The organism is Chitinimonas violaceus (assembly GCF_052601015.1).
On record NZ_JBQXDJ010000015.1, the window covers coordinates 33,532 to 57,794 of the forward strand.

At 52.9% G+C, this 24,263-nt stretch carries 21 protein-coding genes; 14 read left to right on the forward strand and 7 right to left on the reverse strand.

Going from position 1 to position 24,263, the window contains the following annotated elements:
* Nucleotides 1-201: 201 nt before the first annotated feature.
* The 10 genes from ACUHMQ_RS07465 (at nucleotide 202) to ACUHMQ_RS07510 (ending at nucleotide 12,086) form a co-directional block, all read left to right on the forward strand.
* Nucleotides 202-339, forward strand: coding sequence for a hypothetical protein (locus ACUHMQ_RS07465; RefSeq protein ID WP_445294827.1), 138 nt, complete (start codon nucleotides 202-204; stop codon nucleotides 337-339).
* A gap of 85 nt (nucleotides 340-424) precedes the next feature.
* Nucleotides 425-1,069: a glutathione S-transferase family protein gene (locus tag ACUHMQ_RS07470; RefSeq protein WP_445294828.1), complete on the forward strand. Its 645-nt coding sequence runs from the start codon at nucleotides 425-427 to the stop codon at nucleotides 1,067-1,069.
* Between the two features lie 188 nt (nucleotides 1,070-1,257).
* Nucleotides 1,258-1,920, forward strand: a complete 663-nt coding sequence (locus tag ACUHMQ_RS07475; protein WP_445294829.1) for a glycerophosphodiester phosphodiesterase — start codon at nucleotides 1,258-1,260, stop codon at nucleotides 1,918-1,920.
* A 222-nt stretch (nucleotides 1,921-2,142) separates the two neighbouring features.
* On the forward strand, nucleotides 2,143-3,021 hold the full coding sequence (gene dapA, locus ACUHMQ_RS07480) for a 4-hydroxy-tetrahydrodipicolinate synthase (protein ID WP_445294830.1): 879 nt from the start codon (nucleotides 2,143-2,145) through the stop codon (nucleotides 3,019-3,021).
* Nucleotides 3,022-3,038: 17 nt separating this feature from the next.
* Nucleotides 3,039-4,172 (forward strand): NlpB/DapX family lipoprotein, encoded by a 1,134-nt coding sequence (gene bamC / locus ACUHMQ_RS07485; RefSeq protein WP_445294831.1) that lies wholly within the window; start codon nucleotides 3,039-3,041, stop codon nucleotides 4,170-4,172.
* Nucleotides 4,173-4,406: 234 nt separating this feature from the next.
* Nucleotides 4,407-6,185: an ABC transporter ATP-binding protein gene (locus tag ACUHMQ_RS07490; protein WP_445294832.1), complete on the forward strand. Its 1,779-nt coding sequence runs from the start codon at nucleotides 4,407-4,409 to the stop codon at nucleotides 6,183-6,185.
* A gap of 78 nt (nucleotides 6,186-6,263) precedes the next feature.
* Nucleotides 6,264-7,046 (forward strand): tetratricopeptide repeat protein, encoded by a 783-nt coding sequence (locus tag ACUHMQ_RS07495; RefSeq protein WP_445294833.1) that lies wholly within the window; start codon nucleotides 6,264-6,266, stop codon nucleotides 7,044-7,046.
* A 32-nt stretch (nucleotides 7,047-7,078) separates the two neighbouring features.
* A complete protein-coding gene (locus ACUHMQ_RS07500; RefSeq protein WP_445294834.1) occupies nucleotides 7,079-9,442 on the forward strand; it encodes a DUF1631 family protein in 2,364 nt (787 codons plus the stop codon).
* Nucleotides 9,443-10,053: 611 nt separating this feature from the next.
* A complete protein-coding gene (locus ACUHMQ_RS07505) occupies nucleotides 10,054-11,640 on the forward strand; it encodes a type III secretion system effector inositol phosphate phosphatase (RefSeq protein WP_445294835.1) in 1,587 nt (528 codons plus the stop codon).
* A gap of 11 nt (nucleotides 11,641-11,651) precedes the next feature.
* The gene (locus ACUHMQ_RS07510) at nucleotides 11,652-12,086 is read left to right on the forward strand and encodes a CesT family type III secretion system chaperone (protein WP_445294836.1); all 435 of its coding nucleotides are present in this window, start codon (nucleotides 11,652-11,654) and stop codon (nucleotides 12,084-12,086) included.
* A 211-nt stretch (nucleotides 12,087-12,297) separates the two neighbouring features.
* On the opposite strand, the gene ACUHMQ_RS07515 is transcribed toward ACUHMQ_RS07510, so the two are convergent.
* Together ACUHMQ_RS07515 and ACUHMQ_RS07520 are read right to left on the reverse strand one after the other, a co-directional pair.
* Nucleotides 12,298-13,443, reverse strand: a complete 1,146-nt coding sequence (locus ACUHMQ_RS07515) for an aminotransferase-like domain-containing protein (RefSeq protein ID WP_445294837.1) — start codon at nucleotides 13,441-13,443, stop codon at nucleotides 12,298-12,300.
* Nucleotides 13,444-13,743: 300 nt separating this feature from the next.
* A complete protein-coding gene (locus ACUHMQ_RS07520; RefSeq protein WP_445294838.1) occupies nucleotides 13,744-15,234 on the reverse strand; it encodes a WS/DGAT/MGAT family O-acyltransferase in 1,491 nt (496 codons plus the stop codon).
* Between the two features lie 173 nt (nucleotides 15,235-15,407).
* Between ACUHMQ_RS07520 and ACUHMQ_RS07525 the strand changes: the two genes are divergently transcribed.
* Nucleotides 15,408-17,402, forward strand: a complete 1,995-nt coding sequence (locus tag ACUHMQ_RS07525; RefSeq protein WP_445294839.1) for an SDR family oxidoreductase — start codon at nucleotides 15,408-15,410, stop codon at nucleotides 17,400-17,402.
* A gap of 158 nt (nucleotides 17,403-17,560) precedes the next feature.
* On the opposite strand, the gene ACUHMQ_RS07530 is transcribed toward ACUHMQ_RS07525, so the two are convergent.
* Entirely contained in the window at nucleotides 17,561-17,833 is a 273-nt protein-coding gene (locus tag ACUHMQ_RS07530) for a polyhydroxyalkanoic acid system family protein (RefSeq protein WP_445294840.1), read from the reverse strand.
* Nucleotides 17,834-17,959: 126 nt separating this feature from the next.
* The gene (locus tag ACUHMQ_RS07535; RefSeq protein ID WP_445294841.1) at nucleotides 17,960-18,631 is read right to left on the reverse strand and encodes a DUF8198 family protein; all 672 of its coding nucleotides are present in this window, start codon (nucleotides 18,629-18,631) and stop codon (nucleotides 17,960-17,962) included.
* Nucleotides 18,632-19,152: 521 nt separating this feature from the next.
* Here ACUHMQ_RS07535 and ACUHMQ_RS07540 point away from each other — a divergent pair.
* Nucleotides 19,153-19,623, forward strand: coding sequence for a phasin family protein (locus ACUHMQ_RS07540; protein WP_445294842.1), 471 nt, complete (start codon nucleotides 19,153-19,155; stop codon nucleotides 19,621-19,623).
* Between the two features lie 249 nt (nucleotides 19,624-19,872).
* Nucleotides 19,873-21,111, forward strand: a complete 1,239-nt coding sequence (locus ACUHMQ_RS07545; protein WP_445294843.1) for a patatin-like phospholipase family protein — start codon at nucleotides 19,873-19,875, stop codon at nucleotides 21,109-21,111.
* 57 nt (nucleotides 21,112-21,168) lie between these two features.
* On the opposite strand, the gene ACUHMQ_RS07550 is transcribed toward ACUHMQ_RS07545, so the two are convergent.
* Entirely contained in the window at nucleotides 21,169-21,801 is a 633-nt protein-coding gene (locus ACUHMQ_RS07550; protein ID WP_445294844.1) for a GntR family transcriptional regulator, read from the reverse strand.
* A gap of 491 nt (nucleotides 21,802-22,292) precedes the next feature.
* Between ACUHMQ_RS07550 and ACUHMQ_RS07555 the strand changes: the two genes are divergently transcribed.
* Nucleotides 22,293-22,619, forward strand: coding sequence for a helix-turn-helix domain-containing protein (locus ACUHMQ_RS07555; protein WP_445294845.1), 327 nt, complete (start codon nucleotides 22,293-22,295; stop codon nucleotides 22,617-22,619).
* Between the two features lie 252 nt (nucleotides 22,620-22,871).
* Here ACUHMQ_RS07555 and ACUHMQ_RS07560 read toward each other — a convergent pair whose 3' ends face one another.
* On the reverse strand, nucleotides 22,872-23,744 hold the full coding sequence (locus tag ACUHMQ_RS07560; RefSeq protein ID WP_445294846.1) for a radical SAM protein: 873 nt from the start codon (nucleotides 23,742-23,744) through the stop codon (nucleotides 22,872-22,874).
* A gap of 21 nt (nucleotides 23,745-23,765) precedes the next feature.
* The gene (locus ACUHMQ_RS07565) at nucleotides 23,766-24,218 is read right to left on the reverse strand and encodes a universal stress protein (protein WP_445294847.1); all 453 of its coding nucleotides are present in this window, start codon (nucleotides 24,216-24,218) and stop codon (nucleotides 23,766-23,768) included.
* Nucleotides 24,219-24,263: the final 45 nt, after the last annotated feature.

Genomic DNA, 24,263 nt, shown 5'->3' on the forward strand with positions numbered 1-24,263 from the left:
AGACACTTGCTATGGCGAGCACTGCTTTACAGGATGAGAGAGTTAACTGGGCAGGAACCGGACTAGCGAGCATACCTGCTGGTTTCCACCCTTACGCTCATTCTGAAAGGATCTCATCACAACAAGGAGGCACTGTTCAATCTAACGGCTGCTTTGTAGCACGATCCCTTGCTTATGCTGAAACACACAGGAGTTAGCACGATGAGCGCCTACTTTGAGTTCGATAGCGCCCAAGCCCGTGATCGTGCCGATCACATCAGCCGTTATGATGACATGCTGGAAGCCGCAATCCTGCTTACCATTGCTTTGGTGCTGCTGATTGGCTTCTTATTCCATTAACCTCACCAACCTAAGAAACTAAACGACTCCACGCCAGGTTTGCCAGCTGGCGTGGATCAATTGTTCCTTTCACCCATTCCCTGCCATGATCCAATTACACTTTTATCCAAGCACTGCGAGTATGGCGCCTCACATCCTGCTCGAAGAACTGGCGGTACCCTTTGAATTGGTAAAGATAGATAAGGACAATGGCGCACTGAACTCTCCCCCATACCGCGCACTCAATCCGAACGGGCTGATACCCGTGCTGATTGATGGGGAGACAGTGCTCTATGAAACCGCTGCCATTTGCCTGCATTTGGCTGACACCCATCAAGCGGCAGGACTAGTCCCTCCATTAGGTAGCGCTGAACGAGCCCACTGCTACAAATGGTTGAGTTGGCTCTCCACCACACTGCAGCAAGCGCTTATCGTCTACTTTTACCCGGAGCGTTGGGCTGACGACGCAGATGCGATCAGCCAGGTCAAGCAGCGAGCCCAAAACAAGGTTTTGACCCTTCTTGAGCAAATCGACCAACAATTGGCGAATCATAGCCAGAACTGGCTGCTCGGTGCGCAATATAGCCTTGTCGACCCGTATGCCATGATGCTGTGTCGATGGACGCGCAATTTTGATGGTCTCAAGGCACGGGACTTCAGGCACATCGGTCCTTGGCTGCAACGCATACTGGCTCGGGCTGCTGTGCAAAAAGTGCTCGCCAGAGAGCAATTGGCGCAGCCCTGGGTATAAGCTTGGCATACAACTGCTTAGGCACCGGAATGAAGGCATCTCCTCAAAATCTGTTCAAAATCTCGCGGGCAAAAGCAAGACAAGGCGAACATCCGAGGAAGCCGAATTCACGCGTGGTAGATGTGTATTCCGAGGCTGTTTTTAACGCGGTATTGCTGACAAACAGCAGACTTTGAACAGGTTCTCATATGCAGCTCCTTGCCCATCGCGGCTATCACGCCGTTTGCCCCGAAAACACACTGGAAGCCTTTGCAGCTGCTTTACAGCTGGGTTTTGCCGGCATCGAAACCGATGTTCGGGTCAGTGCAGACAATGAAGCCATCCTGTTTCATAACAGGGTGTCAAAGGCGGGTGTACCGGTAGCGGCGCTGACCCGCAAGCAGCTATCGGAAAGCTGCGGTTATACCGTTCCCACGCTTGCGGAAGCCCTGCATGCATTCCCCAACACTTTATGGAATATCGAAATCAAAACGCCAGCTGCTGCCAGTTTGGCCTTGCCTATGCTCAGTCAGTACGAAGAAAGCCACCAGTTGCTGGTCACCTCTTTCCGTCATGAGATTGTGCTCGCCGCAGCAGAACAATTGACAGTGGATTGCGGCTTTCTCAACGCTCACCGCCCCGCCACTATCAATAGCTTGGTGCATACAGCCATGTACCATCACAATTTACGTACACTGGTGTGGGACTGTGAAATCGTGGACCCGGATATCCTGCGTCAAGCCAATACGCTCGGATTCCATAACGCGGTTTACGGTGCCAATACGCCCTACGAACACTCACTGATGCGTGAATTTGGTGTGCATACGTTGATTACCGACTTTCCCCAGCACATCGGGCTACTGAATGCCTGAAACCAGTGCATCCGAAAGGTGTTCATAAGCTCTTTTTATCCTGCAATATCTGTAACAGCCGCATATTGCTCCCACCAATTTGATTTACTGATACCTGCCCAAAAGGGCCCAACAAAAATTTCCCGTCGGTGGAACTGAAATAGGTCGGCGTAGTCCCTACATCGGCCCGGTCGATTCGGTTAGAATCGCCGTTTTCCCCTTCCCGTTCCACGGAATTTCACCATGTTGACAGGTAGTCTGGTTGCACTTGTGACCCCGATGTTCGAGGACGGCAGCCTCGATTTCGCGAGCCTTGCCAAGCTCGTCGAATTTCATGTCGAAGCCGGTACCGCCGGTATCGTCGCCGTTGGTACAACCGGTGAATCAGCCACCGTGGATGTGGAAGAGCACATTGCCATCGTGCGTAAGACGGTTGAGCTGGCACGGGGCAGGCTTAAGGTGATTGCTGGCACAGGCGCCAACTCCACCAGCGAAGCTATTGAACTGGCGAGCCTTTCCAAGGAAGCCGGAGCCGATATGACGCTCTCCGTGGTGCCCTATTACAACAAGCCCACCCAGGAAGGCATCTATCAGCATTACAAAGCCATCGCTGAAGCCGTGGCGATCCCTACCCTGCTTTACAATGTGCCCGGCCGTACTGTTGCTGACATGAGTAATGACACAGCGCTGCGCTTGGCCCAGATCCCCAATATCGTGGGGCTGAAAGACGCCACCGGCGATATTGGCCGCGCTGCAGACCTCTTTTTGCGCGCCCCGAAGCACTTTGCACTGTATTCCGGCGATGACACCACTGCCATTGCCTTCATGTTATTGGGTGGACATGGTGTGATCTCCGTTACTTCCAACGTCGCACCCAAGCTGATGAGTGAGTTGTGTGCGAGTGCATTGCGTGGCGATATTGCAGCAGCCCGGGCAGTTAATGACAAACTGCAAGGCCTGCACAAGCAGCTCTTCATTGAAGCCAACCCCATTCCAGCCAAGTGGGCAGTAAGCAAGCTGGGCCTGATGCCTGCGGGCATCCGCCTCCCGCTGACACCGTTGTCTCTGTCCGCCGAAGAACCCGTACGTGCAGCCATGCGACAAGCCGGCATTGCGATCTAATGGAAGCCGCAGCCCCTATGATTCGAACTACCCGTATTACAGCGTCCCTCGCACTGGTCACGTTGGCTGCAGGTTGCACCAACCTGCCATTCATTGGTGATGACACACCTCAAGCGCCCGAATACACCAAAGCACGCAGCGCTATTCAAACTCGTAAGTTGGAAGTCCCGCCAGACCTCGCTGCACCCAATGCAGCCAGTACCTATAGCATCCCTGGCATTACCCTGAGCGCTAACGGTAAACAGATCCTGGCTTCAGGCGCTGTGTTGCCTCAGTTCGACAAAGCCCATATGGAAAATGATGGTAATCAGCGCTGGCTGGTTGTAGCTGCCCCGGTTGACACAGTGTGGCCTCAGGTAAGGCAGTTCTGGCTGGACCAGGGTTACAAGCTGACTGTTGACAATCCCATTGCTGCCCTTTTGGAAACCAACTGGCAGGAAGAACAACCCAAGCTCCCCCTGGGTACCATTCGTTCTGCCCTTCAGCGCGGTATGAAGTCCTCATACAACAGCGGGATGGCTGACCAGTACCGAATGCGTCTGGAACGTGGTGCTGATGGCAAGAGTACTGAGATCTATATCGCCCATCGCCGCATGGAAGAGGTGTATATCGCCGCGGACAGAAGCGATACCCGCTGGACACCCCGTCCCAGCGACCCCGAGCGTGAAATCGCCAAGCTCAAGCAATTGCTGGTGCGTTTCGGTGTCGCTGCGGATGACGCTGACAAAGTCGTCGCGGCAAAACCAGCAGATCCTGCTACGTCAACCAGCACCAGTAACCGTGCTCAGCTGATTACACAAGCCGATGGCAAGCATGCCATCCAGGTGGAAGAAAGCTTCGATCGTGCTTGGCGACGCATTGGTCTGGCACTCGAACGTGCCGGTTACAATATCAACGACCGTGATCGTTCGCTCGGTATCTACTACATCAGCGCGGGTCAGATTCTCGCTGCCAAGGAAGAAGGTTTCTTCGACTGGATGGCCTTCTGGAAGAGCGACAAAAAGAAAGAAGAAAATCGGCCTCAATACCAGGCCATGGTAGCCAGCAAGGATGCCCAGACCATGGTGCAGGTCAGTGGCAAGGATGGCGCTGCCCTGACTGAAGCACAGACCAAAGCAGTGCTCGACCCGCTATTGGCCGAACTGCGTTAAGAACCCTTACGATCTTACTGCGCAGCTGTGATCAGGGCTTATGTGCTGCTCGAAATCCTCATGTACCAAAGTACATTCCGGTTTCTGCGCTGCGTTTCACCCCGCTGACAACTGCTCGTGACAGATCGTAAACCGGTTCTTACGCAAAGCAACACCACAGCCGCCCGAGCAATCCGGCGGCTGTTTTGTATTCCAGCCACCGACAACAACGCAACAAGACGATTGAAGCTTACCATGAATCCATTAAAACGACTTTTCAGCTACGCCAGCCGTTATCGGCGTGACTTCCGCCTCGCAACAACGTATTCGGTACTCAACAAATTCTTCGACATCCTGCCCGAGGTACTGATTGGGGTGGCCGTGGATGTGGTCGTCAAAGGAGAGGAAAGCTTTCTTGCAAAGAGTGTGCTGCAAGGACTAGGCATTACCGACACATGGCATCAGTTGCTATTTCTGGGGTTCATCAATGTCCTGATCTGGGGCGGCGAGTCCCTGTTTCAATATTTGTATGAAGTGAAGTGGCGGCAACTTGCACAGGACATTCAGCACGACTTGCGTCTTGATGCCTACCAGCATGTCCAGAAATTGGAGATGGCTTATTTCGAGAACCAGCGTACCGGCAATCTGATGTCCATCCTCAACGACGATGTGAACCAGATGGAACGCTTCGTCAATGGCGGCGCAAATCAGATCATCCAGGTGTTCTGCTCGTCCATCATGGTCAGTGCCGTGTTCTTTGCCTTGCAGCCAGGCGTGGCACTGATCTCGCTGATACCGGTACCTGTAATCCTGTTCGGTGCGTTCTGGTTCCAAAACCGGCTTGCCCCCCGCTACACAGAAGTGCGCGAAGCAGCAGGCGATGTTTCCGCCCGGCTCAATAACAATCTGCTGGGATTAGCTACCATCAAGAGCTTTGCTGCCGAAAGCTTTGAAGCAGCGCATATCGATGCAGCCAGTCGTAACTACCGCGCGGCCAACACACGCGCAATACGTATCAGCGCCGCCATCACCCCTGTCATTCGCATGGCCATTCTGAGCGGCTTTACCGCCACCCTCATCTATGGCGGGTGGCTGACTATTCATGGCGAGCTCGCAGTAGGTGCCTATTCCGTTCTGGTCTTTCTCACCCAGCGGCTTTTGTGGCCCCTCACCAGCCTTGCCGAAGTCGCCGATATGTACCAACGCTCAATGGCAGCGATCGACCGGACCATGAACCTGCTCGACACGCCGATCAATATTCCTTACGAGGGCCGTCACTTCCCAGCCAACGCAGCCAAAGGGGAGCTACGCTTCGAGCACGTCAACTTCAGCTATGGTGGACAACCAACCCTACAGGACATTGATCTACAGGTCCCAGCCGGGAAAACCGTGGCTTTTGTTGGCTCCACGGGCTCGGGTAAGTCCACGCTCATCAAGCTGTTGCTGCGTTTCTATACCGCGCAATCGGGCCGCATTCTGCTTGACGGTCATGTGATCGACGAGTTGAACCTGCAAGACCTGCGACGCACCATCGGCTATGTCGCACAAGACAGCTTCCTCACCGATGGCACAGTGGCGGAGAACATCGCTTATGGCGTCCCCAATGCCAGCGATGCCGGCATTGCCGCGGCAGCACAGTCAGCGGAAGCCACTGAGTTTATCGAGAAACTGCCGCTTGGCTTTGCCACACGCATCGGTGAGAGAGGCCAGAAACTATCGGGTGGCCAGCGTCAGCGGCTGGCTCTGGCACGCGCCATTCTGAAGAACCCACCCGTCCTGATCCTGGATGAAGCCACCAGTGCTGTGGATAACGAGACGGAAGCAGCAATCCAACGCAGTCTGGATGTCGTCAGCCGCAACCGCACCACACTCATCATTGCCCACCGGCTCTCCACAGTACGCCAGGCCGATTGTATTTATCTCCTGGAAGGAGGACGCATCGTCGAGGCGGGCACCCACGAACAGTTGCTGGAAAGAAACGGTGGCTATGCCTCACTGTGGCGTTTACAGACTGGAGAACGTGTAGAAGCATAGTTTTTGAGGGCCCTGGCGGCGCGACGGAATCGGCCTCTGCTACAGTTGCTAGAATCAACAAGATGCGAGGAGACAAGCATGACCAACTGGAAAGCCGTTCCCCAGGACACCAGCAGCTATCACTATGAAGGTGACAAGCTCTGGAAGAATTGGGAGCGTTTACACGCCGGCGACCAGGAACCCTGGCCGGAAGATGAGGCGAGCCAGGATGCATGGCGCGCCTACCACCGGGGTGATTTCCAGACTGCCGTCGCACTGGGTTTGAAAGCCGAAACCGCATCGGGCATGAACGCCGCCAATAAGGCGCAAAGCATCTACGCAACCTATCTCGTCGAGGATGAAGACGAGAAGATGGAGTTGTTTGAAGAGGTGGCGGAACGCGCCGATATTGCCGCCCAGGAGAACCCGAACAATATCAACGCCTACTACCAGCATGCTTATGCATTGGGGCGTTACAGCCAGACCATCTCCATCGCCAAAGCACTGGCGCAAGGGCTGGCTGGCAAGTGCAAAACCAGCCTCGACAAAACTCTGGCGCTGGCCCCGGAACACGCCGAAGCCCATGTTGCACTTGGAGCCTACCATGCCGAAATCATCGGCAAGGTGGGCAGCATGGTCGGTTCGCTGACTTATGGGGTTTCCAAGGAAGCTTCTGAATCCCATTATGAAAAGGCACTAGGGCTGACTCCACATTCGGCCATTGCCCATATTGAATATGCCAATGGCCTCTTGACCCTTTACGGAAACAAAAAGATCAAGGATGCCACCCGCCTGTACGAAAAAGCTGCTGCCTGTACCCAATGCGATGCAATGGAAGCGTTGGATGTGGCTTTTGCCAAAGCGGAGTTGAGCAACGACTAACGACGCATTTTTCCGCGACAGGTCATAGCACCATGAAACGGGCTGAAATACTGCAAGCATTACAAGCCACCATGCATGCGTATATTCAGCAGCAATGGCCTCAGCTGCTGAGCGAAGTAGCAGCTGAACTCATGGACCAGGCGGACCGGGCATCATCAACACATGATGCCCGGATCATGTTCGATGCCCGCGCCACCTGGCTGGCTTTCGATACCGAACTACGCAGTGCATGGCTGGCACATCTACAGCGTCTACTCGAACGCAGCCTGGTCACCGCCTTCCGGCGGGAAAAGCGCAGCTTCAATCAGGCGCCCCGGCACAACCTCAGTCTGCGTGACCTTGCCGAGATAGAACAGGAACTTGCCCTGGAGCGGCGAATTGCAAACTTTCGCAGTGCAGCCGGCAGAACGCTGACCGACCTCAATGCGCGGATCGCCAATCTCTACCATCAAACAGAAAGTACCGAGCGCGAAAACCCATTCCGCCCCTATGTGATTTGCGGCAGTCTGGCATTGGGTATCAGCGAACTGGACCTCTTGGAAGATGTCAGCGAAGTCTTGCAGAAAGCAGCGGCCCATTGCCTGAGCCGGCGGGTAATTGACCTTTATCAGCAACTCAATACACAGCTCGATAGTTACGGCATACCAGTGAAGCTGCCGGCACAGACCAGTAACAAGAACGAGAAAAAGGTCAGTAAACCACGCCGATCCCCCTTGCTTGACGCACCCTCTCCCACGCCGGTGATTCCTGCCGGCTTGGCTGAGCAAGCCCGACAACTTCCACGTACCGACCTGCTGATGCGCTGGATACAGATGAAAACCAGCCCTGATGCGGTCGACCTCCCACCTGAGACCAGTTCCCCACCCTACTGGCTGGATACCCAGGTCAACGCAGGCCAATTACTGCGGGAACTGTTCGGAACGTTCCCAGCAGGTCGTCAGAATGCACCGGCAAGCTTCACTACTTTCGCTGGCAGCACTGTGCTGGCAGGCAGTATTGCCGAGCTGGAATTGGAGGCCACAACACAATACAGCACTGAAAGCGGAGAAAGTGACGCATCACTCCGCAATCGCATTCTGGAAAACCGTGGGCGACTAAACAGCCAGGCACAGGACCCAAGCGAACGTATGGTAGTCGATGTCGTCGCGATGTTGTTCGAGTTCATGCTGCGTGATGGCAAAGTGCCTGGGTCGGTACGCAGCCAATTGGGACGGCTTCAATTCCAGCTGCTCAAGCTTGGCTTGTTTGATCCCAGTCTCTTTGCTGAACAACGCCATCCCGCCCGCCAGCTATTCAACCGTATCGGTTCCATTGCGGTAGGGTTGGGGGAAAAGGATGCGATAGCGATGGGTTTGACTGCTGAAATCCAGCGACTCATTGATATCGCCGTCGCTGCGCCAAGCAGCGACGCTGCATTATTCAATAACCTGCTGTCCCAGCTGGACCATTACCTTGCAGGCCCGCTCGCTGAACAAGATACACATATGGCGCGTGCTGCCGCTGCAATTACAGAAGCCGAGGGAAGAACCACCCACTACCTGCAGGCGGTCTCTGCCATGCGGGAGACCCTCGAAGGCATCGATCTGCCCACCCGCCTTCGAAACTTTCTGCTCGGCACCTGGCCTTTGGTCATCGAACATGTGGAGCGGGAAGATGCCAACAAGGCACATCAATGCCGGCGGATCGTTCCCAAATTAGTATGGAGTGTGCAGCCTAAAACCAGCAATGCCGAACGGATGCAGATGCTGAAAGCACTACCAGAACTCGTGAATCTGCTGGCAGGCAATCTTGCGTTGGCTCGCCTTAGCGATACAGCTCAACAGGACTTCATGGACTGGTTGGTGGAGGCACATGTCGAGGCGCTGAAGGAAGGTCACCATGACCCTTCCACGTCCCTTGCAGACATGGAAACGCATTTTGCTAACTATGCACAAGGGATGTGCACTTCATGCCCCACAGATTGTACTGAGTACGATACCCATTTTATCGCTGAAGCCGCTGCGGAATTCGATGAGTCTCTGGAACTGCTGGATCAACAATTCAGTGAATTGGTAGAGGATGACGACGAAGCCGCCATCGACTTGGCAGAGTCAGATGAACTGAAGGAAAAAGTACTCAAGCAGCTACGCACCGGTGTTGTGGTGGAAATTGCCTTTGGCGGCAGCTCACGCCGCGCCCGTCTTAATTGGATCAGTCCGAACGCTGCATGTCTATTGCTCACGATTTCCGACCTCGGAAAGCCTGCTGCACTAAGCGTACAGTTGTTCCGCCGGTTATTGGCGCTGGACCATGTACGCTTTATTGAAAGCGAGCCCTTGTTTGAACGAGCAGTGATCGCCCTGTTGCGCAATGTGGATGAGATGGAGCAGTGGTCGGAACAAGCCAATCTGACTTAAGACCTGTTTACGCCTCATCCGTAATTTGGATAGCAGCGCCATCCATTCACTTTTCAAAGAAAAATCGTCTTTCTGACGATGCAACCCCTCTCCCACATCCTCAATTGCTGACTCGACCACAACTCGCCAACACCTTGGTATAGCTTATCTACACAGGCTTTGGCCATTGAACTTGGTACGTATATCAACGCCAAACCCTGCTGAGATCGTAAAAAAACATCAATAAAAACAATTGAGTAAAAGCTGGAAATTCTTCGCAAATGTGAAAGTCGATGGGCTGGGTAGCCGTTAAGCTTTCTACATGTTTTCCCAAACCAGCAATCAGATATCAATTAATGTTTGGGATCTATTCATGCGCTGTCGCGAACAGCTGTAGATGAGGGCAACGCAGCCTATGCATCTCGTTACGGCTCTCGTAGCAAGGCTTTGAATGGATTCTGACTCTTGACTGTGCAACGCGGAGATTGGATGTCATGTTAATACCAATACCAGCTTTTTTTAACATCTCGAGAGCCAACATTGAAAGTACGGCTACTAACGCCCCTGACAGTGGACGCAGCAAGTTTTATGTTGCCGGCAATGCTCCGGCACCAAGAAAAATCGAGATCGAGGTGAAACAGACCTCGCAACCTATCGACATCATATCCAAGCTCAAACAACTCCTTGGTTTAGGGGAGCAGGCTCCCCCAAAGGTATCGTCGCACTCCTTACGTACACTGCTTGAGCTACAACGTTTCCAGATCGATTCAGCACAAAAAGCTTTGAACAACCTTGGTCTGGCTGCCAGCACCGATGCGTTGGCACTTGGCAGCCTGTCCAAACAGCTGGACGCTACCTCCCTCATACATCAGGACCGCGAGGCAACCAAGGCTGAGATGCGTAGAAGCAAGCATTTGGGCAAAGACCTGACCAACTTGATCGCGAATGCATTCAAACGTGAAGGCATTCCCACCAAAGAAGCAAAGCGGGAAGCCAAAGCTGCGTTTAGCCAAGCAAAGCTGGACATACTCAACGGCAAACAATGGGAAACTGTCGAAACCCGGTTCCAGCATGAGGGTCGTACTTATATCAGTACACAGATACCCGCAAGCCGGATGAAATTGGGTAACGACGATATCTTCCCCACAAGCTACGCAGGCAAAGGTGTGTGTTCGAGCTCAACAAAAGAGACGACACATGCGGCCAACCTATGGACTTCCGAGCTACGTACCGATGACGGAACCGTCTTATACAAAGGCATACGCCACGGCATCCTGTCGCCATATGGGCTGGATAATCGCCCTGCAGAGCGCCAGCAAGGCGCACAGAATCGTGCACGTGAGGTTGTGACCGCTGCACTGTTCTCAAAACTGTTCTCAAAACCGGAAACCTTACAACGGGCCTTGCAAGGTGAACCGGTGGACTTACACCTCACATCCACAGCATTGGTCACCCCAGGTTGGGGACGTGAAGGCAAGATGCTGCATGATCAGATCACCGCTTGGCGTGAACTTTCTTCACAGCCCCAGCCAATCAGCCTACAAGTACGTAATGAAGCGGGTGAACTATGCACCGTGAAAGTGAATTTGAAAGTGGCGGCGTTCAACTTCGGTGTCAATGAGCTCGCACTTAAGTCGAAATTTGGCCAAAAACAATCCGACGAGTACAACGCGGTCGCATTACGCCAACTACTGGGTAATGACCTGAGACCTGATGCCGAACCAGGTGGGTGGGTTGGCGAGTATTTGCGGAGCGATCCCCCGAACAAGGAACGTGTGCAGGAATTAGCACGCCAACTAAAGACAATCTGGGCAGAGAAGTCACATCACAAGGATGGGCACGAGCCATATAAAGCTGCAGAACGCGTTGCCAGCCTCACCTTTGAGATCGGCGCCGTACCCTGCTCGAACTGCAAGAGTGGTAAAGACAGAACCGGCATGCTTGACGCCGAACTGAAGCGTGGCGCAGTAACACACCACCAAGGACGTGGCTTGAGCCTGCCAGGTACTCGTCTTGACCAGACAAACCGCGAATTGATGCAAACAGTTCTTAAGCAGAGCGGTAATCTGGAGATACAAGCGTACAACACTGGTGCGCCAGGCAACAAAGTCATGAAGAACCTGGCCTTACCGATAATGAATCTGTCTTATAGAGAACGTATCGGTAGTTCAGATGCTTGGTTGCAAACACAGGGCCTTTCTGGCCTGGTCAAGTCATAAAGGACGAATTCATGGAAAATCTGCTGTTAAGCCTGTATGACACGCTGGGGCTGGAACTGGATGCTGAAGAACCGGTACTGTGGGTAGAGGAAGACCTCGCGGTTTACTTTGAGGAAACACCGCTGGGCCTGGAAATGATCTGCCCGTTGGGTGCACTGCCCAATGAGGTTGCCAAGTTGCAGCAACTGCTACAGCACAACTACGCCAGCCCGATCGTATTGGCAGCTGACGCAGACAATAGTCTGTTATTGGCTTTGCTACGTACAACAGACGAAAGTAGCGGGACAGACTTATTGGCCAAATTGGAATTGCTGATCAGTTCGGCCCATGAACTGCGGAAGATGCTAGGTTTATCAGGACCACAACAAACTACGCCTAGCGAACACTATACCGCCCTGCGTAATGAGTTTAAGAACAAACCCGGACTGGCTGGCATGCTGGCCTAAAGTGTCCGCATCTGCCCAATAAAAAGCCGCTAATAGCGGCTTTTTATTGGGCTTAGCAAATCTTAGAACCTGTTCAAAGTCTCGCGAGCTAAAGCAAGACAAGGCAAAAGCCCACGAAGAAGCGGGGTTTACATAGGGTAAATAATCATTCCGAGGATGTTTTCAACGCTGTATTGCTCACGCGCAGCATGCTTAGAACAGGTTCGTAGTATCAGATATGGGCACGAATGACTTCCGCCAACGTCTTCACACCTTCCTCGATACGTTCAGGCGAAGCATGGCTGAAGTTCAATCGCAGTTCGTTGGATACCCGCTCGTTGGCATAGAACGGCTTACCCGGCATAAAGGCAACCTTGCGTGCCAAGGCTGGCTCCAAAAGTGCATAGCTGTCGATATTCGCCTTTAGCTTGACCCAGAAAAACAAGCCTCCCGGTGGTACAGCCCAGTCCGCAATATCATGGAAGTGCTTGTCCAGCGCCTGGGCCATCAGATCCCGCTTTTGGTGGTAGAACTCACGAAGTCGGGCAATATGCGCCGAATAGTCAGTCGAGGTCAGCAGCTGATGCATCGCCCACTGGCCTTGTCTGTTGGTGTGCAGATCAGCCGCTTGCTTGAGCTTATAAAGATTCGGCATCAGGCTTGGATGGCAAGCCAGATAGGCCACGCGTAAACCTGGAATAGCCGTCTTGGAGAACGTACCGAAATGCACCCACGCCGCCTTTGTGAGGCGTGAACAGATAGGTGCACGATCACACTTATCGTAGACCAGCTCACGGTAAGGCTCGTCTTCCAATAGCACCACATTATGCTCGTCAAACAACTCGGCAACGCGTTGACGCGTCGCTTCGTCGTAACAAACACCCGACGGATTCTGGAAGGTGGGAATCAGATAAGCGAAGCGGGGCTTCTCCTCCTTCAGCTTACGCTCCAACTGCGCCATATCTGGTCCGTTGGGTGTCAACCCCACTTCCACAAACTTGGCGCCATATAGACTGAAGCACTGTACTGCTGCCAAAAAAGTCGGGGCCTCTACCACCACTGGTGTGCCAAGGTCGACAAACAACTTGGCTGTGAGGTCCAACCCTTGCTGTGACCCCGTCAGGATCAGAATGTCACCGGCTGTAACCGATACCCCATTCTTGCTCATCTCAGCCGCCACGGCTTCACGCAACCATAACTCACCTTCGCTCGGACCATACTGGCTCAGAGTGGCGGGTAAGCCTGTGAAATCAAGTGCTGGCATAGCTTGCGGAGCAGGCAAGCCCCCCGCGAAGGAAATCATGTCAGGCTGGTTGGCTACGGCAAGAATCTCGCGCACCAAGGAGCCTTGCAGACGGGAAATACGTTCAGAAAACATGGGGGGTACTCCAGCAGATCAGGCACGTACGGTGGCAAATAGTCGACATAAATACCAGATACAGCAGGCTATTGGTCGTGCTAACCGTACTGGTATTTGAATCTGTTTAAAGTCTGCTGCGCATCAACAATACGGCGGCGAAAACTCTTCGGATGCTCTAGCTCGCGACAGATCGGGAATCCAGCAGAACATCAAGCTCACGTACGACTCCAAACCAAGGCCATGGAGATCATAGGGCGGCCAAAACCATTGAGGTACAGACTCTGGTACCTTCAGGTCAGCCAGCCCTGTATTAAATGGCTATACCAGTGCCTGCATACGCAGTACCGCCAAGTGCAGCTCAGCAAGCTCCGGGTCGGGCGGGCCATCTACGGTATGCATCAATGTTGCCAGCACCAGCTTCTCAAACTCTGCATTGAAATAATCGATGATCGTCGCCGGGTCCGGTACCAGTTTTTTGTCCGTCATCACACCAAAATTCACCCTGTCGTTGTAACTGAGGATCGATACCCCCATGCCAATCTCACCCGATTGCGGTACCCAGAATTGAAGGTCCTGTACCTTGCTGCCTGCCAAATAAATCGGCTCGCGTGGTCCTGGTACGTTCGTCATCACCGCGGTGGACTTGGTGCTGAAGAATTCGATCGCGGGTTGCTCGATCATGTTCGGCAAAGAGCCCACCACACTGAGTAAGCCCAGGGTGATGATGGCATCGTACCCACCCTTGATGTCCTCCATGCGCCGCTTGACCTCGTAGACGCGTTCGATCGGATTGGCCACACCGATGGGTAAGGGCAGGAACACCAAACCAAAGTAATTGCCCAGCTTGTCGAGCTGATTTTCGGGCCGAAGATTGACTGGCACCGAGGCGCGAATCGTCAGGCCATCGACGGCTTCACCATGCTCAACCAAATAGGCACGCAAAGCCCCTGCGACACAGGAAAGCAGCACGTCGTTTATCGAGCAGTCGAGCGCCTTGCCCACATGTTTGACCTCCGACAACGGCAACGACTCGGACCAGGCAATGCGCTTGGTGGTGGAAAGCTGGCCTTTGAACTTGGTGCGCGGATCGGCTGCCATGGTTGCCATCCTGGCAATGCCTTGGCTTACCCCCACCCCGGCACTGGTGTACTCGGCAAGCTTGGTAGGGTTGGTCATCAGGCCATAGCCAGTACCCAATACCTTGGCGTAGCTCTTGAGCATACCGGCGTAAACTTTGGCCACCGGCCGATAAAGCCGCATGAAGGGATCATTCGGCTCGCGTTCATCCGCGAGAAACTGGGGCTTCTTGGGCTTGACGGTGTCACTGGCATGCTGCTGTTTGTCAGTCAAAGACAGCAGTACCTGAATCAAGGCGATGCCATCGCCAATGCAATGATGGATGCGTGCAACCAGCACACTACCCCCCTGGTAGTTCTCGACTACATAGAACTGCCAAAGTGGTTTGGAGAAATCCATGGGGATGGAAATCAGGTCGTTGACCATGGTCTCCAATTCGGCTTTGTTCGCCTTACCCGGTAGCGCTACCCGGCGCAAATGGTGGGCAATATCAAAGTCAGGGTCATCCTCCCACGCCGCATTCGCACCAGTACGGACTACTCGCTGTTTGAAGCGTCCGTATTTCAACAGCCGTGACTGCATCACCTGCTGCAGGCGTTTGTAATCGATATCCCCCTCGAAGAACATGATGCCCGTGATGACCATCAGATTGGTCGGTCTATCCATACGCAACCATGCTGTGTCAACTGCTGACATGGATTCGCGTTCGGAACCAAACAGATTCAACAACATATTTTCATTCCTAGCCCCAACCTGTGGTGGTTTTGCACGACCTATCGGTCGCTAGCTTGACGTTACGAATTGGGAATTATAGAACACACCCTCTTGCCAAGCGCCAGCACTGGTGCGGCTTACAGGCAAGTTGACCACTGCAGAATGCATCAATACAACGAGGAACACGCTCCATGACTTACTTCGTGACCGGCGCAACCGGTTTTATCGGCAACAACCTCGTTCAGACCCTTCTGAACAAACGCAAAGGCAAGGTATATGCGCTTGTACGCAAGGAATCCATGGAGAAGTTCGATAAGGTTAAGCAGCGCTGGGGCAAAGATGCCGAGCGTGTGATCCCGATCGTGGGCGAGTTAGGCAAACCCACCATGGGCATCGCCGAGCAGGATATCGCGAAGCTGAAGGGCAAGATCAAGCACTTCTTCCACTTGGCTGCGCTTTATGACTTAAAAGCCAGCGCCGAAGACCAAGTTGCCGCCAATGTGACCGGTACATGGCATGCCCTGGAATTCGCCGAAGCCATTGAGGCCGGTGTCTTTCACCATACCAGCTCCATTGCCGCAGCCGGCCTTTACGAAGGCGTGTTTTCCGAGGATATGTTCAAGGAAGCAGGCAAACTCAATCACCCCTACTTCCGAACCAAGCACGACTCGGAAGCACTGGTACGCGAAGAATACTCGCGTCCATGGCGGGTTTACCGGCCCGGCATCGTGGTTGGCAGCTCCAAAACCGGTGAAATCGACAAAATCGACGGTCCGTACTACTTTTTCAAAGTCTTGCAAAAGATGCGCAAGATCCTGCCGCCCTGGATGCCCGCCATCGGCATCGACGGAGGCCGCATCAATATGGTGCCAGTCGACTACGTTGTCGAAGCCATGGACTATCTTGCTCACCTGACTGGGCATAACGGCCAATGCTTCCATCTGACCGACCCGGATGCAAAACGCGTGGGGGAAGCCCTCGCCATCTTCGCCGAAGCGGCACATGCCCCTAAACTGACAGTACGGATCAACCCCTCGGTCTTTGGCTTCATACCAGCCATGGTGCGCCATGCACTGGCTTCGCTCACCCCTGTGCGCCGCGTGCGCAATGCGGTGTTGAAAGACCTGGGTTTACCACCCGATATCATGAACTTTGTTTCCTACCCGACCCGGTTCGACAGCCGCCAGACCCAAAAGCTGCTGGCAGGCACCGATATCAAGCTCCCACCGCTGGAAGACTACGCCTGGAAGCTATGGGACTACTGGGAACGCCACCTTGATCCCGATTTGTTCATCGACCGCACACTAAGCGGCGTATCGCGCGGTAAGCAGGTACTGATCACAGGGGGATCATCTGGCATCGGCCAAGCCACGGCAATCAAGCTGGCAGCAGCCGGTGCGCACGTCATCATCGTGGCACGGGACCTGGAGAAACTGGCTGCCACACAACGTGAGATCGAAGCCAACGGTGGCAAGTGCTCGATTCACAGCTGCGATCTGACCAATATCGAAGCCATTGATGAACTGGCACGCACCGTCCTGGAAACCTATAAGCATGTGGACGTGCTCATCAACAATGCGGGCCGCTCGATCCGCCGCGCCGTGGAGAACAGCTATGACCGGTTCCATGACTTTGAACGCACGATGCAGCTCAACTATTTCGGCAGTCTGCGCCTTACACTGGCGCTACTACCCGGCATGAGCGCACGCAAATCCGGCCAAGTCATCAATATTTCATCTATCGGGGTACTGACGAATTCTCCGCGATTTTCGGCTTATGTCGCCTCCAAGGCGGCGCTGGACGCATTTACCCGGTGTGCGGCAAGTGAATTCTCGGACCGTGGCATCTATTTCACCACGATCAACATGCCGCTGGTGCGCACACCCATGATTGCGCCAACCGATATCTACAAGAACATGCCCTTCATCATCGGCCCCGACGAAGCGGCCGATATGGTGGCGCAGGCGATTATCTATAAGCCGGTACGGGTCGCTTCAGGGCTGGGTATTTTTGGCCAAACCGTCCATGCATTGGCACCACGGGTAGCGCAAATCATCATGAACACAGCCTACCGGATGTTCCCAGACTCGTCCGCGGCCAAAGGAGACAAGGAGGCTGGCAAAGCCCCTGAGCTGAGCGCAGACCAACTGGCGTTCATGCAGATAATGAAGGGTATACATCTGTAACCGATACCCAAAGTCAGTTAACCAGCTCAAAGTTTGTCGAGCTAGAGCAAGACAAGGCAAAAACATCCAAGGAAGCAGAGTTTACAAGTGGTAAATGAGCATTCCGAGGATGTTTTCAACGCCGTATTGCTGGCGCGCAGCAGACTTTGAACAGGTTCTCAGGCAAAGTTTTCATTAAGGAACTTCCGAACCTCTGACTCAATACGTGGCTTAAGCGCAGTAAGCAGAAAACCTAACTTTGCTTCAACCAGAACCTCTCCTGGCACCACGCTGAGCTGACCAGTTACACCACTACGCTCGAAGTGCAATACATCGCCTTCCCAGCGGTAGGTCATACTGAATTCACGGCTCATCTCGTCCGCTACCTTTTCGGCCAGTTTACGGGCCTCTTCCTGCGGTTTGCTGTGCGGATAACGAATACTAATCGACATAATCGGACTCCAATTTCTTTTTTAATTGAACAGCTTGCCACATAGGCTGCTAGATAATCCCAAGTCTACCTTGTTGGCTTCGCAACCAATACAACCCCAACAAGTGGACACCGAACAACTTCCCGGTCAGCAGGGAAAATCTGCAAAAGGATTGGCTCCACCAGCATAGATACGGTCGAGCAACGCCATCTCTCGATCTCTGACTGTATTCAGAAAATATTCAGCCCCCTGCATATGTAGAAACGCGGCCACGCCTCGTTCCAAGAAGTCCTGCAGCTCTCCTAAACCCGCAAGATGTGCAGGACCACGTGCCAAACGTAACGCCAGCTGCACCATCGGTTTTTGCACCACGATGTCGAGCTCGCTGCCTAACTCATGGACAAGCCTGATCTGCTCACAACGCTGCACATAGTTATCACAACGCCGGTAGGCTTCTGCGTAGTGAACAGCGTCGATGGTCTGCACCTTCATCTCACTGAATAGCATCTCCAAGAGCTGATTATCGAGCATCTGGGTAAGCCGGTTCAGATGCATGGCGTCCTCAATTGCTCCCATTGCCCGTTTGGGCAGCAAGCTTCGCATCTTCCCCACGACCCGTTCGCTATCCGCGTCGCGCCGGGAAAAATCAGTCGGACCATAGATATCAGATAGGAAAAAGGTCGTTGCCAAGCCATAGCGTTCACTGCCCGCCAAATCAGCATAACTATGCGCCAACCGCCTCGCTTGCCAGTCGGCCAATAGGTAACGTTCACGGCTAAGCCCGCTCTGGGCAATGGTCTTACTCAGATTCTCGTCCATAGATGTCGTAAAAATGGGAAGGGCAAAAAAAGCACACGCAGATGCAATACAACAGTGAGAAGGCGCGCCAATCCATGTGGACATAGCCGACTGACACATTCCTGCAACGTAACTTTCATACAACAGTGTGGCTACACAACAAAATGACTTTGAAAAAGCCAAAGCAAAACTGGCACTTAGCGAAACAGGGCAACCATAATTCACTCAACGGTCGGACTGTTTCAGGTACTGCAAAACACCGTAAGACTGAGCAACTGTCCAAAAGAATTAGGGATACGACCCTCTTCCTTCAGTAATACACCGGGAGCCAGTAACCACTCTTAATTCATGCTGTAAAGGCTACCTGCCAAACAGCGCATTTTAATTCAGGTAGGTAGTGACTGGAGGCAATGGTCGTGCCTAACTGAGAAAAAGCGTACGGCTTCACCAACCGCTGGTCTGCAAATCGATACACAAACGCGAAGCATTGCACCCACGGATAGACAAACACCCTTTCACTTTCATTACCGAAGGAGCCCATCATGGCCAAGTCACTGAAGAAAGCTACTGAAGAAAAGCAATACGCCCATGTCATCCTGGAATCCGCCAATCAAATCTGGTTGGCCGGACTGGGTGCATTTGCCAAAGCGCAAGGTGAAGGCATAAAGGCGTTTGATCACTTGGTTGAAGCAGGCAAACAAGTCGAAGAAAAGAGCAAAAAAACAGCAGAGGAGAAAGTTGTGTCCGTAACCAGCAAAGCTACTGAAACCTGGGACAAGCTAGAACAAGTGTTCCAGGACCGTGTTGCCCGTGCATTGCATACGCTGGGCGTCCCAAGCAATAAGGACTTAGCTGACCTGAACAAGCGTATTGATGAATTGAACAAAAGCGTAAGTGAGCTGGTGAAGAAGCAAACCGCAAAACCTGTAGCCGCCGTCGCCGCAAAAGTAGAAGACAAGGCCGAAGCCAAGACCACGGCTAAAGCAGAAGCCAAGCCAGCAGCCAAAGCATAAGTAGGGCAAGTTCTAGGTGGGTTTACTGACCCACTGCCAACACGCTGTTTACATGTAGATCGGCAGTGGCTCAGTATGAAATTGTAAGAACCTGTTCAAATAAGATTATGAGCAGGTTTCCCCGATAGCGATTATTGGTCAGTGCGCCTTTGCTTGCGACTACCATACCTTGTTATATCAACCTTGCGGCTGTGGCCAGCCAAGCTAGGGTACTGTTATCCATCCCTGTATCCTCAGGAGTCGCTTCCCATGCCACGAGCCAAGCGCAAACGCTCTCAATCGTGTATCGGCCTGAATCTCGCAGCGGGCGGGCCCCTAGGCGCCATTTATGAAGTAGGCGCGCTGTGCGCATTAGAGGAAGCGCTACAAGGTATCGAGCTTACCGACCTTGATATTTATGTCGGCGTCAGCGCTGGTGGCTTTATTACAGCAGCCCTGGCCAATCAGATTACGCCGAGAGAAATGTATGAGATCTTCATCACGAATTGCTCGAAAACGATCCCCTTCGAGCCTAGTCAATTCCTACGACCAGCCTATCAAGAATATTTCGATCGGATCCTGACAGTTCCCGAACTACTGTTGGATGCCTTCTGGGCGTTCGTTACCCACCCACAAGAGGTAGGCCTGACTGGGGCTTTTATGCAGCTCGCGCATGCTATCCCTACAGGCATATTCGACAACAGTGAGATCGACCGCTTCCTTAGCCAGGTATTTACCAGCGGCGGTCGTACAAATGATTTCCGCGAGCTACGGCATAAGCTCTATATCGTCGCCACCGACCTTGATACCGGTTGCTCAGTAAAATTTGGTGGCGACGGTCATGACCATGTCCCCATCTCCAAAGCTGTACAGGCTTCTTCTGCTTTGCCAGGATTGTTTCCCCCGGTAGAAATAGACGGTAACCACTATGTGGATGGGGCGCTCAAGAAAACCCTGCACGCATCGATCAGCCTCGATGAAGCAGCTGACTTGGTGATCTGCATCAACCCTATCGTCCCTTTCGACGCCCGTGTCTCCCCTTCCTACCAGTCCAATACACGCGACAAACTTATGCGCGGTGGTTTACCAGTAGTGTTATCACAAACGTTCCGCTCCATCATTCACTCGCGCATGCGGGTAGGTATGCAACGCTACGCGAGTAGCTACGCAGATACAGATATCGTGTTGTTTGAACCCAGCCATGGGGACAAGGAAGTCTTTTATTCAAACGTCTTCAGTTACGCCGACCGTGAAAATATGTGTGAACACGCCTATCAGCACACGCGCGCAGACCTGCTTCAACGGGCGGACGAACTGGAACCGATTCTGGCACGACATGGCATTCAATTGGACAGATCGGTATTGCGCGAACCAAGCTGCTTATCCGATAAGGCACATGCACGCCATTTACGTAAACGCACCGTACAAGCAAAGCCCGACACCCCAATGAATCAACTCCACACCACATTGGATACGCTTGAGCAGTGGCTGCATACCATGCAGGCATAAATATATCGAGGATTCATCCAACTCGTTACAGCTTGATTGCCAAGCCGTAACGGGTACTCAGTCCTTGAAATGCGTCTCGATGAAATTCACATAACCCGCATGACGGGTTTCAAGCAAAGTAACCAATCGGTTCATATCACGCTTACGTAAAGCTTCCAGGTACTCATGCCGGCTTGGGAGCGGCAGCTGCTTACCATCCAACCGACGCATTACCTCTGCATAGTACCGGATTGCGCGCTTCAGATTGGTCTGGATCATCTCCAATAACAGCGGCCGTTGTGCCTTGGCTAGCAGCACTGCGTAGTAGTCAAAAATTTTGACCATAAAGTAAGCTGCATCGCTCGCCTGCGGCGACTCCAATTCATCGGTTAATGCCGCTAGTCGGGCGAGTTGTTCATCATCCAACGTGGGCAATGCCATTTGGAAAGCGAGTGGCTCGAGTACATTACGTATACCCACAATGTCAACGATCTCACTCTTCTTTGTCCGAGCCACAATAGCGCCACGGTAAGCGAAATATTCCACCAACCCTTCCACCTGCAGACGCTGCAACGCTTCGCGCAGAGGTATGGGACTTACCCCATAGCGGTTTGCTAGCTCAACCTGTTTTAATGGCTCCCCTGGTGCGAGATTGCCGTTGTAAATATCCCGTCGTATTGCCTGGACGATCTTGTCAACCAATGTACTCATCGAATTCGATAGCCGCTAGAAATCGGCCCGCCACAAGTGATTGAGAGCTTTTGATCTTAACAAATGCCAAAGGATGCTAAGACGACCCGACGTAAGGGATTACCCAAATTCAAGGAAGGAGTTATCCCGAACAACACACGTCATTAGCACGATGTCATCATCAAAAAGCGATCAGTGCCTTGCTGAGCCTACGTCTTAGGCTAACGACCTTTGAACCTACTTAGAGAAACTTTGTCACTTTTTCACAATCTCAGCCTACACAAGCTAAGTAAAAATCATGAAACTGACCAATTGCAGTGCAACATGCCTCGCGCATACGCTGTAAGCGAAGTAATATTGCACTTGTTTTGAGTCTTTCTGATTTCTTGGCCTGTCTATGCGAAGCGAAGGAGGAAACGCTCACAGACAGGACGGGAGTACCATTCGGCATAGGCGAACTGGATGGACATCATGACAGGATGATAGTCGCACACGCCGCGCGAGAAGCAATTATGAAAATTTTTGAGAAAATCTTTAATCCCCGCGACGTACGTCGCAAGCTTGGTCTGAACCAACAAGAGTTCTGGACCAAAATCGGTGTCACCCAAAGTGGTGGCTCACGCTACGAGAGTGGCAGAAACATGCCAAAACCCGTGCGCGAGCTGTTGCGTCTGGTGCATGTAGAGCAAGTTGATCTGAGTCGCGTTCGTCGCGAGGATTTCGAAATCATCGAATACCTCCGCGAGAACCATCCTGACCTGTATAAAAGCCTGCAGAAAGCAGTTAAGGCACAGGAACTGGAAAACAAAGACCAGCACCAAGACCAAGAAGCTGCCTGATCGGGTTCCGTGTTCGATCAATATCGATCGAGCATTGAAGGCCCATGTAAAACGCGCACCAAAGTGCGCGTTTTACATTGTGCATCGCCGCAAAGCCAGCAACTCAGAGACCCAGCACGTTCTACTACATAGGCGTGACGGGTTCGTGCGTGCATCGCAAGCTACCTTCGTTCTTATACGACGACAGCACATATGGGCATCGCTGCGCTACGCCAGATTAATTCACCGCCCGCGACACATCTGTGGCAGCAACTAAAGGCTCAATTTCACTGGCAACCCAAATGCTTCGATGCGGCCGGCTAACGCACGCATCCAATCATCCGGTGCCTTCGCTAAGCGTGGCGCTTCTGCTTGAGTAGAAGGCCGGGCAAGACCATAAAGCAACACACCTTCAGGCCGTGCGCCCCCCTCCATTGCTTCACGTAATAAATCAAGCCATGCCGTAATCTCTTGCTCGCTAGGCAAAGCTCCATCCACCATAAACATGCAGGTTTGCAACCAAGTGGGGCAATGTGTGGTGGCAGCTAGCAAATGACGTCTGACTTGAGCCGGCGTCAATGCAATCTGGTTAACGAAACTATGGTTGTCAATCGGAGCACGGTCGTATTTGAACCAAACCTCGCCATTCAACGCGCTTAATCGACCAAGCGCGCTTTGTATTGCCGGCTTATACAGCTGGCTGCCGTTGGTGATCAAAACAAACTTGATCTGCCCCAATAGCCCAAAGTGCCTCATCTGCCTTCCAACCAAGTCTACAACCTCACCGAACTGGCGACTGGAAGTGGGCTCTCCGTTACCCGACAAGGCAATATCATTAAGCCGCCTCACATCTTCGGGTACATTGCGCTGCATGAAATCGCCATGGACGATATCTTCAAGCATGGCGGCAAGTTCAGCCTCCAAGCATGCCAAATCCAACTTCGGCGCATTACCGCGGATCAGATCAGGGACTTGGCAATAGATACAACGCCAGTTGCAGGCATTGTTGGGATTAAGGTTGATACCTACCGACACGCCCCCCGCCCGCCGCGACACCACAGGATAAACATACTGAAAACCAAGAATATCGCGGCGATGATCGGTAACTGCCAGAGGGATCAGGGATTTGAGTTTGCTTTCAGGCACAAATTTCCACTTTGAAACAACTTATTTCTTACGTTTTATCGGAATGATGAGAACAGGTACGGGTGCATGCCGAACCACACCTTCCGCAACACTGCCCAGCAATAGATGATCCAACCCGGTCCAGCCGTGGGAACCCATCACCACAATGTCGGCAGGCCAATTGGTTGCATCCTCGATGATTGCGCTCGAAATCGTACCACCCCAGATTTCAATCAGCGACGTTTCAGCCTCTACGCCATTTTCCTTCATCAACACTGCGGCGCTTTCCAAAACCTTCCGGCCACCTTCGCGCAGATTACTTTGCAGTTCGCCCACATCGACAAACTCTGCGCCGCCCCAGGTAAACTGTGCCAAATCAATCACATGAACCAACCGGGTTTTGCCGTGTTGGTCGCAACAAAATCGGGTCACTTCTCTCAAGGCTTGACGAGAAGTTTCGCTGTCATCAACAGGAACCAGAATACGTTGGTACATGATGCATTCCTTTTTTCATATCGACGGAACCCTGCAATCCGGCAA